The organism is Nocardioides sp. NPDC127514 (genome assembly GCF_040302125.1).
Lineage (GTDB): Bacteria > Actinomycetota > Actinomycetes > Propionibacteriales > Nocardioidaceae > Nocardioides.
This window is the reverse complement of the sequence record NZ_JBEORF010000001.1, coordinates 65307-81787: the sequence shown is the minus strand read 5'-3', so window position 1 is coordinate 81787 and position 16481 is coordinate 65307. Positions and strand designations below refer to the sequence as shown.

The 16481-nt window shown below is 68.6% G+C and carries 12 protein-coding genes; 8 read left to right on the top strand and 4 right to left on the bottom strand.

Annotated elements, in window-relative coordinates:
- Positions 1 to 43 precede the first annotated feature (43 nt).
- A complete protein-coding gene (rpoB, locus tag ABTX24_RS00365) occupies positions 44 to 3514 on the top strand; it encodes a DNA-directed RNA polymerase subunit beta (protein ID WP_350836617.1) in 3471 nt (1156 codons plus the stop codon).
- An 88-nt stretch (positions 3515 to 3602) separates the two neighbouring features.
- Entirely contained in the window at positions 3603 to 7478 is a 3876-nt protein-coding gene (locus tag ABTX24_RS00360) for a DNA-directed RNA polymerase subunit beta' (protein WP_160025576.1), read from the top strand.
- A gap of 53 nt (positions 7479 to 7531) precedes the next feature.
- Here the strand turns inward: ABTX24_RS00360 and ABTX24_RS00355 are convergent, their stop codons facing one another.
- Positions 7532 to 8413 (bottom strand): alcohol dehydrogenase catalytic domain-containing protein, encoded by an 882-nt coding sequence (locus ABTX24_RS00355; RefSeq protein WP_350836615.1) that lies wholly within the window; start codon positions 8411 to 8413, stop codon positions 7532 to 7534.
- Between the two features lie 109 nt (positions 8414 to 8522).
- On the opposite strand from ABTX24_RS00355, the gene ABTX24_RS00350 reads away from it, so the two are divergent.
- The 4 genes from ABTX24_RS00350 to ABTX24_RS00335 all read left to right on the top strand — a co-directional run bounded on the left by ABTX24_RS00350 (position 8523) and on the right by ABTX24_RS00335 (position 11258).
- Positions 8523 to 8909: a winged helix-turn-helix transcriptional regulator gene (locus tag ABTX24_RS00350; protein ID WP_350836613.1), complete on the top strand. Its 387-nt coding sequence runs from the start codon at positions 8523 to 8525 to the stop codon at positions 8907 to 8909.
- Between the two features lie 280 nt (positions 8910 to 9189).
- Positions 9190 to 9651: a DUF4232 domain-containing protein gene (locus tag ABTX24_RS00345; protein ID WP_350836611.1), complete on the top strand. Its 462-nt coding sequence runs from the start codon at positions 9190 to 9192 to the stop codon at positions 9649 to 9651.
- 30 nt (positions 9652 to 9681) lie between these two features.
- Positions 9682 to 10749 carry a glycerophosphodiester phosphodiesterase family protein gene (locus ABTX24_RS00340; RefSeq protein WP_350836609.1) on the top strand — a complete coding sequence of 356 codons (1068 nt, stop codon included), beginning with the start codon at positions 9682 to 9684 and terminating at the stop codon, positions 10747 to 10749.
- 23 nt (positions 10750 to 10772) lie between these two features.
- Complete coding sequence (locus tag ABTX24_RS00335; RefSeq protein ID WP_160025571.1) at positions 10773 to 11258, top strand: pyridoxamine 5'-phosphate oxidase family protein; 486 nt, start codon at positions 10773 to 10775, stop codon at positions 11256 to 11258.
- 18 nt (positions 11259 to 11276) lie between these two features.
- On the opposite strand, the gene ABTX24_RS00330 is transcribed toward ABTX24_RS00335, so the two are convergent.
- From ABTX24_RS00330 to ABTX24_RS00320, 3 genes are read right to left on the bottom strand one after another with little or no spacing between them, the layout of a single operon-like run.
- On the bottom strand, positions 11277 to 12032 hold the full coding sequence (locus tag ABTX24_RS00330; RefSeq protein ID WP_350836607.1) for an ABC transporter ATP-binding protein: 756 nt from the start codon (positions 12030 to 12032) through the stop codon (positions 11277 to 11279).
- Positions 12029 to 12997, bottom strand: a complete 969-nt coding sequence (locus ABTX24_RS00325; RefSeq protein WP_350836605.1) for an ABC transporter substrate-binding protein — start codon at positions 12995 to 12997, stop codon at positions 12029 to 12031. Before ABTX24_RS00325 ends, ABTX24_RS00330 begins: the two co-directional genes overlap by 4 nt.
- 17 nt (positions 12998 to 13014) lie before the next feature.
- Complete coding sequence (locus tag ABTX24_RS00320; protein ID WP_350836604.1) at positions 13015 to 14073, bottom strand: FecCD family ABC transporter permease; 1059 nt, start codon at positions 14071 to 14073, stop codon at positions 13015 to 13017.
- A 126-nt stretch (positions 14074 to 14199) separates the two neighbouring features.
- Here ABTX24_RS00320 and ABTX24_RS00315 point away from each other — a divergent pair, with 126 nt between their 5' ends.
- Complete coding sequence (locus ABTX24_RS00315) at positions 14200 to 15432, top strand: geranylgeranyl reductase family protein (RefSeq protein WP_350836602.1); 1233 nt, start codon at positions 14200 to 14202, stop codon at positions 15430 to 15432.
- Positions 15432 to 16364: an NUDIX domain-containing protein gene (locus tag ABTX24_RS00310; protein WP_350836600.1), complete on the top strand. Its 933-nt coding sequence runs from the start codon at positions 15432 to 15434 to the stop codon at positions 16362 to 16364. Before ABTX24_RS00315 ends, ABTX24_RS00310 begins: the two co-directional genes overlap by 1 nt.
- The last annotated feature ends 117 nt before the right edge of the window (positions 16365 to 16481 follow it).

Below are 16481 nucleotides of genomic sequence, written 5' to 3'. Positions count from 1 at the left end.
CGGCAGCGCGAATCCACCTGCGAACCTTGTCGAAGGATTCCTCTTGGCCGCGCGCACCTCGTCGGGTGACTCCACCCCTCGCCGCATCTCTTTCGCTAAGATCTCAGAGCCTCTCGAGCTTCCCAAGCTCCTCGCCCTCCAGACCGACAGCTTCGACTGGCTGATCGGTAACGAGCGCTGGCAGGAGCAGGTCGCCGCCCGCGAAGCAGCGGGGGAGGACGTGTCTCACAAGTCCGGTCTACAGGAGATCTTCGAGGAGATCTCCCCGATCGAGGACTTCTCGGAGACGATGTCCCTCTCGTTCGAGAGCCCTGTCTTCTACGACCCCAAGTACACCGTCGAGGAGTGCAAGGAGAAGGACTTCACCTACTCCGCGCCTCTCTATGTCTCGGCGGAGTTCACCAACAACGACACCGGTGAGATCAAGGGCCAGACGGTCTTCATGGGCGACTTCCCGCTCATGACCGAGCAGGGCACCTTCGTCATCAACGGCACCGAGCGTGTTGTCGTCTCGCAGCTCGTCCGGTCCCCGGGCGTCTACTTCGAGCGCACCGCCGACAAGACGTCCGACAAGGACATCTACACCGCCAAGCTGATCCCCAGCCGCGGCGCCTGGCTCGAGTTCGAGATCGACAAGCGCGACCTGGTCGGCGTCCGTCTCGACCGCAAGCGCAAGCAGAACGTCACGGTGCTGCTCAAGGCCCTCGGCTGGACCAACGAGCAGATCCGCGAGGAGTTCGGCGAGTACGAGTCGATGATGCTGACCCTCGAGAAGGACAGCACCACCGCTCAGGACGACGCGCTGCTCGACATCTACCGCAAGCTGCGCCCGGGCGAGCCCCCGACGCGTGAGGCCGCGCAGACGCTGCTGAACAACTACTACTTCAACCCGAAGCGCTACGACACCGCCAAGGTCGGTCGCTACAAGGTCAACAAGAAGCTCGGTCTGACCGAGGCCTTCGACCAGCAGACCCTGACCGTCGACGACATCGTCGCGACGATCAAGTACGTCGTGGCGCTCCACGACGGGCGTACGCAGCTCGACATGCCGCAGGGCACGATCGACATCGCCGCCGACGACATCGACCACTTCGGCAACCGCCGGATGCGGACGGTCGGCGAGCTGATCCAGAACCAGCTGCGTACGGGCCTGGCTCGTATGGAGCGCGTGGTGCGCGAGCGGATGACGACCCAGGACGTCGAGGCGATCACGCCGCAGTCCCTGATCAACATCCGTCCCGTGGTCGCTGCGCTGAAGGAGTTCTTCGGCACGTCGCAGCTGTCGCAGTTCATGGACCAGAACAACCCGCTCGCGGGCCTGACGCACAAGCGGCGTCTGTCGGCTCTCGGCCCGGGTGGTCTCTCCCGTGACCGCGCCGGCATGGAGGTCCGAGACGTCCACCCGTCGCACTACGGCCGGATGTGTCCGATCGAGACCCCTGAAGGTCCCAACATCGGTCTGATCGGTTCGCTGGCCTCCTTCGGCCGGATCAACCCGTTCGGCTTCGTCGAGACGCCCTACCGCAAGGTCGAGAACGGTGTCGTCACCGACAAGATCGACTACCTGACCGCCGACGACGAGGACCGCTACGTCATCGCGCAGGCCAACGCGGCCGTCGACGAGAACATGAAGTTCGCGACCGAGCGCGTGCTGGTCCGCCAGCGCGACGGTGAGGTCTCCGAGCTCCTGGCCGACGAGGTCGACTACATCGACGTCTCGCCGCGCCAGATGGTGTCGGTCGCGACCGCGCTGATCCCGTTCCTCGAGCACGACGACGCCAACCGTGCGCTCATGGGCGCCAACATGCAGCGTCAGGCGGTGCCGCTGGTCCGCAGCGACTCGCCGCTGGTCGGCACGGGCATCGAGTACCGCGCGGCTGTCGACGCCGGTGACGTGCTCGTCGCGAAGAAGGCCGGTGTGGTCAAGGAGGTCTCCTCCGACCTGATCGAGACCCTCAACGACGACGGCACCTACACCTCGTACAAGCTCGCGAAGTTCGAGCGCTCCAACCAGGGCAACTGCGTCAACCAGCAGCCGCTGGTCGACGAGGGCGCCCGGGTCGAGGTCGGCTCCCCGCTTGCCGACGGTCCGGCGACCCAGGGTGCCGAGATGGCGTTGGGTGCCAACCTCCTGGTCGCCTTCCAGTCGTGGCAGGGCCACAACTACGAGGACGCGATCATCCTCTCCCAGCGTCTGGTGCAGCAGGACTACCTCACCTCGATCCACATCGAGGAGCACGAGGTCGACGCCCGCGACACCAAGCTGGGTCCGGAGGAGATCACCCGGGACATCCCGAACGTCTCCGAGGAGATGCTGGCCGACCTCGACGAGCGCGGCATCATCCGCATCGGCGCCGAGGTCACCACCGGTGACATCCTGGTCGGCAAGGTCACCCCGAAGGGCGAGACCGAGCTGACCCCGGAGGAGCGCCTGCTCCGCGCGATCTTCGGTGAGAAGGCGCGCGAGGTCCGCGACACCTCGATGAAGGTTCCGCACGGCGAGGAGGGCACCGTCATCGGTGTCCGCGTCTTCGACCGTGAGGAGGGCGACGAGCTGCCCCCGGGCGTGAACCAGCTGGTTCGGGTCTACGTGGCGCAGAAGCGCAAGATCTCCGTGGGTGACAAGCTCGCCGGCCGTCACGGCAACAAGGGCGTCATCGCGAAGATCCTGCCGGTCGAGGACATGCCGTTCATGGAGGACGGCACCCCGGTCGACGTTCTGCTCAACCCGCTCGGCGTTCCGCGTCGTATGAACATCGGACAGGTCCTGGAGCTCCACCTCGGCTGGCTCGCCAAGCAGGGCTGGGACCTCAACCTCTCCGATGACCCCGAGGACAGCGCCTGGAAGCAGCGCCTCATCAAGATCCACGCCGACAAGGCCGAGCCGGGCACCAAGGTGGCCACCCCGGTCTTCGACGGTGCGCGTGAGGACGAGATCACCGGTCTGCTCAGCGCGACCCTCCCCAACCGGGACGGTCGGCGTGTGGTCGGCACCGACGGCAAGGCCCGCCTCTTCGACGGTCGCTCCGGCGAGCCGTTCCCGGAGCCGGTGGCCGTGGGCTACATGTACATCCTGAAGCTGCACCACCTGGTCGACGACAAGATCCACGCGCGTTCGACCGGTCCGTACTCGATGATCACCCAGCAGCCGCTCGGCGGTAAGGCCCAGTTCGGTGGCCAGCGCTTCGGCGAGATGGAGGTCTGGGCGATGGAGGCGTACGGCGCCGCTTACGCCCTGCAGGAGCTCCTGACCATCAAGTCGGACGACGTGCCCGGCCGCGTGAAGGTGTACGAGGCGATCGTCAAGGGCGAGAACATCCCCGACTCGGGTATCCCGGAGTCGTTCAAGGTTCTCGTCAAGGAGATGCAGTCGCTGTGCCTGAACGTCGAGGTGCTGAGCCAGGACGGTTCGGCGATCGAGCTTCGTGACGCGGAGGAAGACGTCTTCCGTGCCGCCGAGGAGCTCGGCATCGACCTCTCCCGTCGCGAGCCCTCTTCCGTAGAGGAAGTCTGACGAGCGGGGAGGTGCGCCCCCGGCGTACCTCCCCTTCCTCAGTCCCCTTTGAATTTTCCAAGAACTAACGAAGGAACTGGAAGCCACCGTGCTCGACGTCAACTTCTTCGATCAGCTCAAGATCGGCCTGGCCACCGCGGACGAGATCCGCGCGTGGAGCCACGGCGAGGTCAAGAAGCCTGAGACCATCAACTACCGCACGCTCAAGCCCGAGCGTGACGGCCTCTTCTGCGAGAAGATCTTCGGTCCCACCCGGGACTGGGAGTGCTACTGCGGCAAGTACAAGCGCGTGCGCTTCAAGGGCATCATCTGTGAGCGCTGTGGCGTCGAGGTCACCCGCTCCAAGGTACGCCGCGAGCGGATGGGCCACATCGAGCTCGCCGCCCCGGTGACCCACATCTGGTACTTCAAGGGCGTTCCGTCGCGGCTGGGCTACCTGCTCGACCTCGCTCCGAAGGACCTGGAGAAGGTCATCTACTTCGCTGCGTACATGATCACCTCGGTCGACGAGGACGCGCGTCACCGCGACCTGTCCTCGCTCGAGGCCAAGGTCGACCAGCAGCGCAAGATGCTGACCGGCCGGCTCGACGTGGCGATCAACGACCGCGCCAAGAAGCTCGAGACCGACCTGGCCGCGCTCGAGGCCGAGGGCGCCAAGTCCGACGCCAAGCGCAAGGTCAAGGACGGCGCCGAGCGTGAGATGAAGCAGCTGCGTGACCGCACCGAGCGTGAGGTCAACCGTCTCGACGAGGTCTGGGACACCTTCAAGAACCTGAAGGTCCAGGACCTCATGGGCGACGAGCTGCTCTACCGCGAGATGAAGACCTGGTTCGGGAAGTACTTCGAGGGCCACATGGGCGCCACGGCGATCCAGAAGCGCCTCGAGAACTTCGACATCGAGGCCGAGGTCGAGAACCTGCGCGAGACCATCGCCACCGGCAAGGGTCAGCGCAAGGTCCGCGCGCTCAAGCGCCTCAAGGTCGTCGACGCCTTCCGCAAGACCGGCAACCAGCCGACCGGCATGGTGCTCGACGCCGTCCCGGTCATCCCGCCGGACCTGCGCCCGATGGTGCAGCTCGACGGTGGCCGCTTCGCGACCTCCGACCTCAACGACCTCTACCGTCGTGTGATCAACCGCAACAACCGCCTCAAGCGTCTTCTCGACCTCGGTGCCCCCGAGATCATCGTGAACAACGAGAAGCGGATGCTGCAGGAGGCCGTCGACTCGCTGTTCGACAACGGTCGTCGTGGCCGCCCGGTCACCGGGCCGGGCAACCGTCCGCTGAAGTCGCTCTCCGACATGCTCAAGGGCAAGCAGGGTCGCTTCCGTCAGAACCTGCTCGGTAAGCGCGTCGACTACTCCGGTCGTTCGGTCATCGTGTCGGGTCCGCAGCTCAAGCTGCACCAGTGCGGTCTGCCGAAGCAGATGGCCCTGGAGCTGTTCAAGCCGTTCGTGATGAAGCGCCTGGTGGACCTGAGCCACGCTCAGAACATCAAGTCCGCCAAGCGGATGGTCGAGCGTGCTCGCCCGGTCGTGTGGGACGTCCTCGAAGAGGTCATCACCGAGCACCCGGTTCTGCTGAACCGTGCGCCCACCCTGCACCGCCTCGGCATCCAGGCCTTCGAGCCGCAGCTGATCGAGGGTAAGGCCATCCAGCTGCACCCGCTCGTCTGCACCGCGTTCAACGCGGACTTCGACGGTGACCAGATGGCTGTCCACCTGCCGCTGTCGGCGGAGGCCCAGGCCGAGGCTCGCATCCTGATGCTCTCGACCAACAACATCCTCAAGCCGTCCGACGGTCGTCCGGTCACCATGCCGACCCAGGACATGATCATCGGTCTGTACTTCATCACCTCCGACCGCGAGGGTGAGGTCGGCGAGGGTCGTGCCTTCTCGTCCCCGGCCGAGGCCATCATGGCCTTCGACCACCTCGAGATCACGCTGCAGTCGAAGATCAAGATCCGCCTCGACGACATCGTCCCGCCGATCGGCTACGACGTGCCGGAGGGCTGGACCGCGGGCGACCCGATCGTCCTCGAGACCACGCTGGGCCGGGTGATCTTCAACGACACCCTGCCGTCCGACTACCCCTTCGTGAACTACGAGGTCGGTAAGAAGCAGCTCGGCGCGATCATCAACGACCTGGCCGAGCGTTACACCAAGGTCGAGGTCGCGGCGTCGCTGGACGCGCTCAAGGACAACGGCTTCCACTGGGCCACCCGTTCGGGTGTCACGGTCTCCATCGACGACGTCACCACGCCGCCGAACAAGGCCGAGATCCTGGAGACGTTCGAGACGCAGGCTGCCAAGGTGCAGAAGCAGTTCGAGCGTGGTCTGGTCACCGACGAGGAGCGCCGTCAGGAGCTCGTCGAGATCTGGACCGAGGCCGCCAAGGTCGTCGGTGCTGCCATGGAGGCGGCGTTCGACCGCAAGAACCCGATCTTCATGCAGGTCACCTCGGGTGCTTCGGGTAACTTCAACCAGATCCGCCAGGTCGGCGCCATGCGAGGCCTGGTGGCCAACCCGAAGGGCGAGATCATCCCGCGGCCGATCAAGTCGAACTTCCGCGAGGGTCTCTCCGTCCTGGAGTACTTCATCTCCACCCACGGTGCTCGTAAGGGTCTGGCCGACACCGCGCTGCGTACCGCCGACTCGGGTTACCTGACCCGTCGTCTGGTGGACGTCTCGCAGGACGTCATCATCCGTGAGGACGACTGCGGCACCGAGCGCGGTCTGCCCAAGGTCATCGGTGTCGACCAGGGCGGCGTCGTCGTCAAGGACGACAACGCCGAGACCGCTGCGTACGCCCGCACGGCTGCCGTCGACATCGAGCACCCGTCGACCGGCGAGGTTCTGGCTGTCGCCGGCGAGGACCTGGGCGACGTCAAGATCGAGGAGCTGGTTCGCGCCGGCATCACCGAGGTCAAGGTCCGTTCGGTCCTCACCTGTGAGGCCCGCACGGGTACGTGTGCCAAGTGCTACGGCCGCTCGCTGGCCACCGGCAAGCTCGTCGACATCGGTGAGGCGGTCGGCATCATCGCCGCCCAGTCCATCGGTGAGCCCGGCACCCAGCTGACCATGCGTACGTTCCACACCGGTGGTGTGGCCTCGGCCGACGACATCACGCAGGGTCTGCCGCGTGTCGTCGAGCTCTTCGAGGCGCGTACGCCGAAGGGTGTCACGCCGATCTCCGAGGTCGCCGGACGCGTCGAGATCGAGGAGACCGACAAGGCCCGCAAGGTCCTGGTCACCCCGGACGACGGCTCCGAGGTCAAGGAGTACGTGGTGTCGCGCCGCTCGCGTCTGCGGGTTGCCGACGGCGACCACATCGAGGTCGGCGCTCCGCTGACCATCGGTACGCCGGACCCCAAGGAGGTCCTCCGTATCCTCGGTGTCCGCAAGACCCAGCAGCACCTCGTCGACGAGGTTCAGCAGGTCTACCGGTCGCAGGGTGTGTCCATCCACGACAAGCACATCGAGATCATCGTGCGGCAGATGCTGCGCCGGATCACGGTGCTCGAGTCCGGTGACACCAACCTGCTGCCGTCCGACCTGGCCGACCGCATCGACTTCGAGTCGGAGAACCGGCGCGTGGTCTCCGAGGGCGGCAAGCCGGCCTCGGGTCGTCCGGAGCTGATGGGCATCACCAAGGCCTCGCTGGCCACCGAGTCCTGGCTGTCGGCGGCCTCCTTCCAGGAGACCACCCGCGTCCTCACCGACGCTGCCATCAACGGCCGCTCCGACTCGCTGCGCGGTCTGAAGGAGAACGTCATCATCGGTAAGCTCATCCCGGCCGGCACCGGCCTGGAGCGCTACCGCAACATCAAGGTCGAGCCGACCGATGAGGCTCGTGCCGCGGCGTACTCCGTCACCGGTTACGACAACTACGACTACGAGTTCGGCAACACCGGCGGCCAGGCCGTCGCGCTGGACGACTTCGACTTCGGTTCGTACCAGAGCTGATCGATTGGTCTAGAAGGCCCCGCCTCCCTCGGGAGGCGGGGCCTTCGTCCTTTTCAGGGCACGAGGAGCCAGCGGCCGTCGGATCCCGGTGCCGCCTCCGCCTCCTGGTAGGCCTCGGCGGCCTTGCTCAGCGGTCGGGTCGCGGCGATCCGGGTCGGCACCGTGCCGTCTGCCGCCAGCCGGAGGAGGTCGGCGAGCACCGCCCCGTCGGGCTGGTTCAGCGCGGTCGAGACTTCGATACCGCGCTCGGGGGCTGGTGCCCGGCCGGGCTTGACGCTGATGTAGCGGCCGCCGTCGCGTACGCCTGCCAAGGCCGGCTCGTTGAGCGCCGCCAGGTCCAGGACGGCGTCGTGCGCGTGCGGCTCGATCTCGGTGACGGTGTGGTCGGCGCCGGTGGCGAGGTGCTCGGTGCCGGGGCGTACCAGGGCGTCGACCGTCCAACCGTCGGCCTTGGCCAGCCCCAGTGCCCACAGGCCGACGCCGCCGGCGGCACCGGTGACGAGGAGGCTGCCGCGTTCGGTGCCGAGCAGGTCGAGCGCCTGGCGGGCGGTGAGGGCGTTGAGCGGAGCCGCGGCGGCCGCCTCGAGGGTGAGCCCGTCGGGTACGGCCGCTGCGGCGGAGGCGGGGAGCACGACCTCGGTCGCATGGGCGCGGGCGCCGGCGGCCGGGTTGCCGTGGAGACCGGCGACGCGGTCGCCGACCGCGAATCCGGAGACGGCCTCGCCGACCTCGGTGACCACGCCGCTGAAGTCGAAGCCGAGGCCGATCACATCGGGAAGGCCGATGGCCGCGTGGTCGCCGGCGACGAAGGCGTCGAAGAGGGTGAAGCCAGCGGCGGCCACCTCGACCCGGATGTCGTCGGGGCCGAGCGGCTGGGTCGGGAGCTCCTCGAGGCGCGGGGTCGGGTCGCCGGCGCGGGAGATGAGTGCGTACATGGTGTTCGTCCTTTGTGATGGTCGGCTGGTTGCACGTACTACTTTCGGTGCTCTACTCTCCTTTGGGAAGAAGGCACTTTGAAGTGGCGTACGCACCTGGAGGTCTGCCATGGGGACGACGACGGCCGAACGACCGAGTGGATTCGACGCGTTCTCGGCGCTGTGTCCGAGCCGGCGGCTGCTGGACACGATCGGTGACAAGTGGGTGAGCCTGGCGATCGTGGCGCTGGGGCTCTACGGGCCGCTGAGGTACTCGGAGCTCGCCTCGCAGATCGAGGGCGTGAGCCAGAAGATGCTGACCCAGTCGCTGCGGAGGATGGAGCGCGACGGTCTGCTGACCCGCACGGTGACCCCGTCGGTGCCGGTGCGGACCGACTACGAGCTCACCCCGCTCGGGCAGACGCTGCTGCCGGTCATCGGTCACCTCAAGGCCTGGGCCGAGGAGCACATGGCGGAGGTGGACGAGGCCCGGACGGCGTACGACAGCAGGGTCTGAAGAAATCTCGAAACGAGATGCAACGGACCGGGACGCCCGCACGTCTCAGGGGTGGGACGATGAGTTGTCTGCTACTCGAGGAGCGACGATGCGGCGCATGCGGCTGTTGATGGTCGGTCTCGGGATCCTCGGCGTGCTCGCGGCGGGAGGTTGCGCGTCGACGACGGACGGGGCGGTCGACGCGTCACCATCTGCCTCCGGGACCGCGGACCCCTCCCAAGCGAGCGGCACCCCATCGTCCCCGACTCAGTCCTCACCGGCGGCCACGGGGGGTTCGCCGGTGGGGACTGAGTCCTCTGCTTCTTCTGACCGCGCGTCGGCGGATCGGAAGACCCCGAAGTGCACCAACACCGACCTGAAGGCCGGCTACCGCGCGACCGATGCCGGCGCCGGATCGCGGTTCGGCGAGATCACGCTGACCAACGCCTCCGACCGCGCGTGTGCCCTCGGTGGCTTCGGCGGGCTGTCGTACGTCGGGGGTGGCGACGGCACCCAGGTCGGCGCGCCCGCGGCACGCGAGGGCAAATGGCGCACGGTGATCATGAAGCCGGGTCAGGTGGCGGTCAGCGAGGTCTCGGAGTCGACGGCCGAGAACTATCCGGCCTCGGCCTGCAAGCCGACCGAGGTGGACGGGTTCCGGGTCTACGTGCCCGACTCCTACGACTCCCAGTTCGTCCGTCACGAGACGACCGGGTGTGCGGACAAGAACGTGTCGCTCCTGTCTCATCGCGCGTTCCACTAGCGGCCATCCGGCTGCGGGATCCTGTCGGGCATGAGACGTGTCCGAGCAGGCCTCCTCGTGTCCGCGGTGCTCCTGGCGAGCTCCGCCATCGCCCCGGCGCACGCCGAGAACGATCCGCGTACCTTCGATCTCCAGGCGCACCGAGGCGGCATCGCGCTGACGGTCGAGAACACGCTGCCGGCCTTCGAACGGGCGCTCCAGCTGGGCGTGAGCACGCTCGAGCTCGACGTGCAGATCACCGAGGACGGCCATGCCGTCGTGACCCACGACCGGGACCCGAACCCGGCCAAGTGCGTCGACACCGCGCCGGCGTCCCCGGGCGACCCCGAGTTCCCGTACGTGCCGAACCGGACCTACATCAAGGACCTGACGCTCGCGCAGGTGCGCACCATCGACTGCGGGTCGCTGCGGCAGCCGCAGTTCCCCGACCAGGTGCTCTCGCCCGGGGAGCGGATGCCGCTGCTGTCGGAGGTGTTCGCGCTGGTCAACAGCTACCACGCCGGCCAGGTCACGCTGAACGTCGAGACCAAGGTCGAGGCGGGGGCGCCGGAGCAGACGGCGCCGCGCGAGCAGTTCGTCCGCGTCGTCCTGGCCGAGATCCGGCGGGCGCACATCCGCAACCAGGTCACGATCCAGAGCTTCGACTGGGGTGCGCTGAAGCGGTTCCGCGAGGTCGAGCCGCGGCTGCCGATCGTCGCGCTGACCAACGGGCAGCAGTTCCTCCAGCAGGGACAGCCGGGCGCCTCGCCGTGGCTGGGAGGGATCGATATCGACGACTTCGAGGGATCGCTGCAGGCTCGGTACGTCGCGGCCGCGGACTCGTTCGGGGCGGATGCGGTCTCGCCGGTCCACGGCGACCCGCAGGGCGGCTCGGTGTCGGACCCGGGCTACGTGCCGTTCACGACCCAGGAGCTGGTCGACGCGGCGCACGCGCGCGGCATCGCCGTCGTGCCGTGGACGGTGGACGACGTCGCCACGATGGAGCATCTGATCGGGCTCGGGGTCGACGGACTGATCACCGACAGGCCGGATGTGCTGCGCGAGGTGCTGGCCGAGAACGGCTACAAGCTGCCCCGCATATACCGAGGTCACAGCTGAGAAAGTCGTTTACCCTCTGGGGTATGGCAGCTGATCTGGACAGACACGTCCGCGGGATCGTCGACGGAGTCGCCTACCTGGTGCTGGCGACCTCGGATCCCGATGGCCGGCCGCGTACGTCGCCGGTCTACTTCTCCCACGACGGCTACCGAGACCTCTACTGGGTCTCGGCGCCTGATGCGCAGCACTCCCGCAACCTCATCCGCGACCCGCGCGTGGCGGGGGTCATCTTCGACTCCTCGGTGCTCCCGGGGTCCGGGGCGAGCGCTGCGTACGTCACCGGGATGGCGCGCCAGGTGCCCGACTTCGAGCTCGAGAAGCGCTGTGCGGTGGCCTTCCACCGGCTGGTCGGCACGGCTCGGGCGTTCAAGCCCGAGCAGCTGCGCGGCGAGGCGCCGCTCCGGCTGTACGTGATGGACGTCGAGCTCTGGGAGGCGCACCTTCCCGGTGTCGACCCCGACGACGAGGCCGTGCCCGAGACCAGGATCGAGGCCGCCCCGGAGATCTGAGGTCCGGTCAGGCCGAGTTCAGGCCGACGGACGGAAGAGGAGGTGGATCTCCTCGCGCAGCTCGAGCCGCTCGATGCCGATGTCGTAGACCGGCTCCAGGATCTCGGGCCGGAGCACCTCGTCGACGGTGCCGCGGGCGGCGACGCGGCGCCGGTCGAGCAGCACGAGGTCGTCGCAGTAGCGCGCTGCCAGGTTGAGGTCGTGGAGCACGACGACGGCCGTCGTCCCGAGCTTCCGCACCAGGGACAGGATCTCGTGCTGGTAGCGGATGTCGAGGTGGTTGGTCGGCTCGTCGAGCAGCAGGTGAGTAGCCTCCTGCGCCAGCGCCCGGGCGATGAGCACCCGCTGCCGCTCACCCCCGGAGAGGGCGGCGAAGGAGCGCGGACCGAGGTGGGTCCCGCCGACCCGCTCCAGGCACTCGGCCGCGATCGCCAGGTCGTGCTCGCCGGCCCTGGCGAAGGCGGACAGGTGCGGCGTACGTCCCAGCAGGACCATCTCGCCGGCCGTCAACGTGGTGTCGGTGCCGGACTCCTGGACGACGACGGCCAGGCGCCGGGCGACCTGCTTGGCGGGGAGCCCGGCGAGGTCGTCGCCGTCGATCTCGACGGTGCCCGTGCCCTGGAGGGCGCCGTAGAGCAGCCGGAGCAGGGTCGTCTTGCCGCTCCCGTTCGGGCCGATCAGACCGAGCACCCGGCCCTCGTGGGAGGCGACATCGACGTCCTCGAGGATCGTCGTGGTGCCGTACGTCCAGGACAGGCCCGCTGCCTCGATCACCGGCCGAACCTGTCGATGATCCGCTCGAGGCCGTCGACGGAGAGGGCGGAGGGCGGCTCGGTGAAGTTGAACAGCTGCGCCATCACGTCACCGTTCCTGACCGCGGTGAGGTCCTCGGCGCCGGCGAGCTGGGTGATCGACTCCTCGACCTGCTTCGGGTCGCCGGCGTTGTGGAGCAGGATGATCACGTCGGGGTCGCGCTCGAGGAGATCCTCGGTCGAGACCTCGAAGACGCGCTCGTCGACGTCGGCGAAGACGTCCTCGAAGCCGGCCGCCTCCAGCTGCGGGTGGGCCATCGACCTGGTGCCGTAGGCGTAGGTCACGCCACCGCCGACGGTGGGGTAGAGCACCGCCGCCGTACGTCCCTCGCCGACCTTCTGCTTCTCCAGCTCCGTCACGCGTTTGCGCAGGTCAGCGACAGCCTTGGCGGCCTCGTCCTCGCGGTCGAAGACCTTGCCGTAGGCCTCCAGCTGGCTGTAGACGTCGTCGAAGCCGGGGTCGTCGACGCCCTCAGGGCACATCGCCGGCTCCTCGAGGAGGTCGATGTCCACGGCGTCGAGGGTGTCGCGGGAGAGGTTGTCGACCTCGCCGAGGACCAGGTCGGGCTCCTCGGCGATCACGACCTCCTTGGAGATCTGCAGGTGGCCGCTGGTGTCCATCTCGTCGGTGAGCAGCGGGATGTCGTCGAGCTGGGCCTGGGTCTCGGCGTCGTAGTAGTCGGCGGGATAGTCGCCGGCCCTGGCCACGACCTGGTCCATCACGCCGAGGGCGTGCAGATAGGGCACCGCGGAGCTCTTCAGCATCACCACACGCTCCGGCGGAGCGTCAAAGGTGACCTCGGCGCCACAGTTCTCGAGGGTGACCGGGAAGCCGTCGGCGGTGGCCTCGTCGCCGGCGGCGTCGGCGCCGCACGCGGTGGTCGTGGCCAGCACGAGGGCGGCGGTGGCGAGCATGGGGCGGATCATTTTCGGCTCCTTGATGGTCAGACGTCGCGCGCCGAGAAGCGCCGGATGAGGACGATGAGGAACGGGGCGCCCAGGAGCGCGGTGACGATCCCGATCGGGATCTCCTGGGGCTGGAGGAGCACACGGGCGAGCACGTCGGCCCAGACCAGCAGGATCGCGCCCATGAGGGCGGCGGCCGGGATCGCCACCGAGTGTGCGGAGCCGACGGCACGCCGGGCGAGATGGGGCACGACCAGGCCGACGAAGCCGATGCTGCCGGCGGCCGATACGACCACGCCCACGGTCAACGCCACGAGTACCAGCAGCAGGGTGCGGAAGCGGTCGGGGGAGATGCCCAAGGTGTGGGCGGTCTCGTCGCCGATCGCGAGCGCGTCGAGACCGCGTCCGGACAGGGTCAGCAGGACGGTGGTGGTGAGCACCGCGGCGGCCACGACCGCCAGCAGGCCGTCCCACTGGGCCAGGCCGAGCGAGCCGAGCAACCAGAACATCACCGACCGGGCGCCCTCGGCCGAGCCCGAGGCGAAGATCAGGAAGCTGGTCAGGCCGTAGAGCAGATAGCCGACCGCGACACCCGAGAGCAGCAGCCGCAACGAGGTGACCCTGCCGCCGCTGCGGGCGAGCGCGAACACCAGGAACGAGGCCGCCAGGGCGCCGAGGAAGGCGGAGCCGGGCAGGGCGTACGCCCCCAGGCCGGTGCCCGCGCCGAAGAGGATCGCTGCCGCTGCGCCGCTGGAGGCGCCGGAGTTGATCCCGAGCAGGTAGGGGTCGGCGAGCATGTTGCGGACCATCGCCTGCAGCGCCATGCCGGTGACGGCCAGGCCCGCTCCGACGAGCGCGCCGAGGAGCACGCGGGGGAGGCGTACCTTCCACACGATCGCCTCTTCGGTCGCCTTCCAGTCGGCCTCCGGGAGGCCGAGGAGGTGGTGGCCGAGGATCTGGGCGACGGTCCCTGGAGTGACGTACGCAGCCCCCAGCCCGACCGCCACGACGACCGTCAGGGCGGCGGCTGCGACGAGGCCCAGGAGCCAGATGACGGCGCGCCGGCGGCGGCGACGTACGCCGAGAGGGTCGTGCACGTGGGGGCCTTCCGAGACTGCATCCGGGCTATTGCGAAGAACTTGCAATAACCTAGCAGAGGCCGGGGCTGGCCGGAGGTGAGGGTTCTTTCGCGGGCCGTTGGCCGGTTCTGGGAAGATATGCGCATGACGTCGTCCCTTCCGCAGTCAGCTGATGTGCTCGTCGTGGGGGCGGGGCCTGCGGGCTCGGCCGCGGCGGCATGGCTGGCGCGCGCCGGGGTCGATGTCCTGCTGACCGACGCGGCCGTCTTCCCGCGTGACAAGACCTGCGGTGACGGGCTGACCCCGCGCGCGACCCACGAACTGGTCCGGCTCGGCCTGGAGGACTGGCTGCGCGCGCACCCGGTCTCCAAGGGCCTGCGGGCGCACGGCTTCGGGCAGACGCTGCACCTGCCCTGGCCCGGCGGGACCTTGCCGTCGTGGGGCTCCGCTGTGCCGCGGACCGAGCTCGACGATCATCTGCGCACCGTGGCGATCAAGTCCGGCGCGACGGCGGTCGACGGGGTGCGGGCGGTCGACGTGCGCTGGGATGGTGCCCGGATTGCTGCGGTGATCTTCGAGGGCGGTCACGAGGTGACTTGCCGGTCGGTCGTGGTGGCCGACGGCGTGCGCTCGCCGCTCGGCAAGGTGCTGGGTCGGGAGTGGCACCGCGACACCGTCTACGGCGTCGCCGGGCGGGCCTACATCGCCTCCGACCAGGCCGACGACGAATGGATCTCCTCCCACCTGGAGCTGCGTGACGAGTCCGGTGAGGCGTTGCCGGGATACGGCTGGATCTTCCCGCTCGGGTCGGGAGAGGTGAACATCGGCGCGGGTGCGCTGGCCACCTCGAAGCGGCCGGCGGACGTCGCGATCAAGCCGCTGATGAGGCACTACACCGAGCAGTGCCGCGAGGAGTTCGGGCTCACCGGCGAGCTGCGGGCGGAGAAGTCAGCGCTGTTGCCGATGGGAGGTGCCGTCTCCGGTGTCGCCGGCGCCAACTGGGCGCTGATCGGTGACGCCGCCGGGTGCGTGAACCCGCTCAACGGCGAAGGGATCGACTACGGCCTGGAGACCGGACGGATGGTCGCCGACGCGCTGATCGCGGGCGAGGACCTGGCCACAGCCTGGCCGGCGACCCTGCGGGAGCACTACGGCGAGGCGTTCTCCGTCGCCCGCCGTCTGGCCGGGATTGCGACCCGTCCGCGCCTGGTATCCACCCTCGGACCTGCGGGAATGCGCTCCGACTGGCTGATGACGCTGGCCCTGCGGTGGATGGGCAACCTGGTCACCGACGAGGATCGCGACCGAGCCGCCAAGGTGTGGCGCTGGGCCGGTCGCCGCTCGCTGGCTCTCGACTCCCGACCCCCGTTCAGCTGATGGCGACGCGGAATCGGGGCCGCAGCGGGCGGCGACGGAAGCTTCCGAAGGTGCAGCGGGTGGGGGCGTACGCCGTCATCATCCGGGCGGGTGCGGCCGCTGAGCCGGAGATCCTGCTCAGCCGGCTCTCGGAGAAGGTCACGCCGGAGGAGCGCTGGACGCTGCCCGGTGGCGGGATCGACCACGGCGAGGACCCGCGCGACGCGGTCGTGCGCGAGGTCTACGAGGAGGCCGGGGTGCCGGTCGAGGTCGGCGTCGAGGCGCGGGTCTACTCGGTCCATCAGGCCAAGGCCTGGCGGCTGGGCCGGCGGGTCAACTCCCACGCGATCCGGATCGTCTACGACGGCTGGGTCCCTCACGACGCTCCCGAGCCGCAGACGATGGAGGTCGACGGGTCCACCGCGGAGGCGGCCTGGCTGCCCCTGGCAGCGGTGACGAGCGGCGAGATCCCGACGTCTCCGCTGGTCACCGACGCCCTCGAGGTGCACAAGCCGTCCCGGATGCAGCGGCTGGCCGCGTACGCCTTCATCACCCGTCCCTCCGACGACGCGATCCTGCTCACCCGGATCTCGCCGCTCGGCTACCACTCGGGCACGTGGACGCTGCCCGGTGGCGGCGTCGACTTCGGCGAGCAGCCGCGCGAGGCGCTGATGCGCGAGGTGGTCGAGGAGTGCGGTCTCACCTGCGAGGTCGGCGCTCTGCTCGACGTACACGACGTGAACATCACCGGCACCGCCCCCAGCGGTCGTCACGAGGAGTTCCACGGCGTCCACCTGATCTTCGCCGCGACCGTCGCAGACGGAGCTGAGCCGCGGGTGGTCGAGCAGAACGGCACCACCGACGACGTACGTTGGGTGAGCCGTGACGAGCTGGCGACGCTGCCGCTGCTCGACGTGGTGGAGGCCGCGTTGGCCGCCGAAGCAACGGCCTAGCTGCCGACTCGGCTCATCCTGACCGAAATCAGCGCCGAGTCGGCGCGTCATGACGCGCCGACTCGACACGGATCTTGGTCAGTTTGCGCCGACTCGGCAGGGATGCAGCGCGCGGCC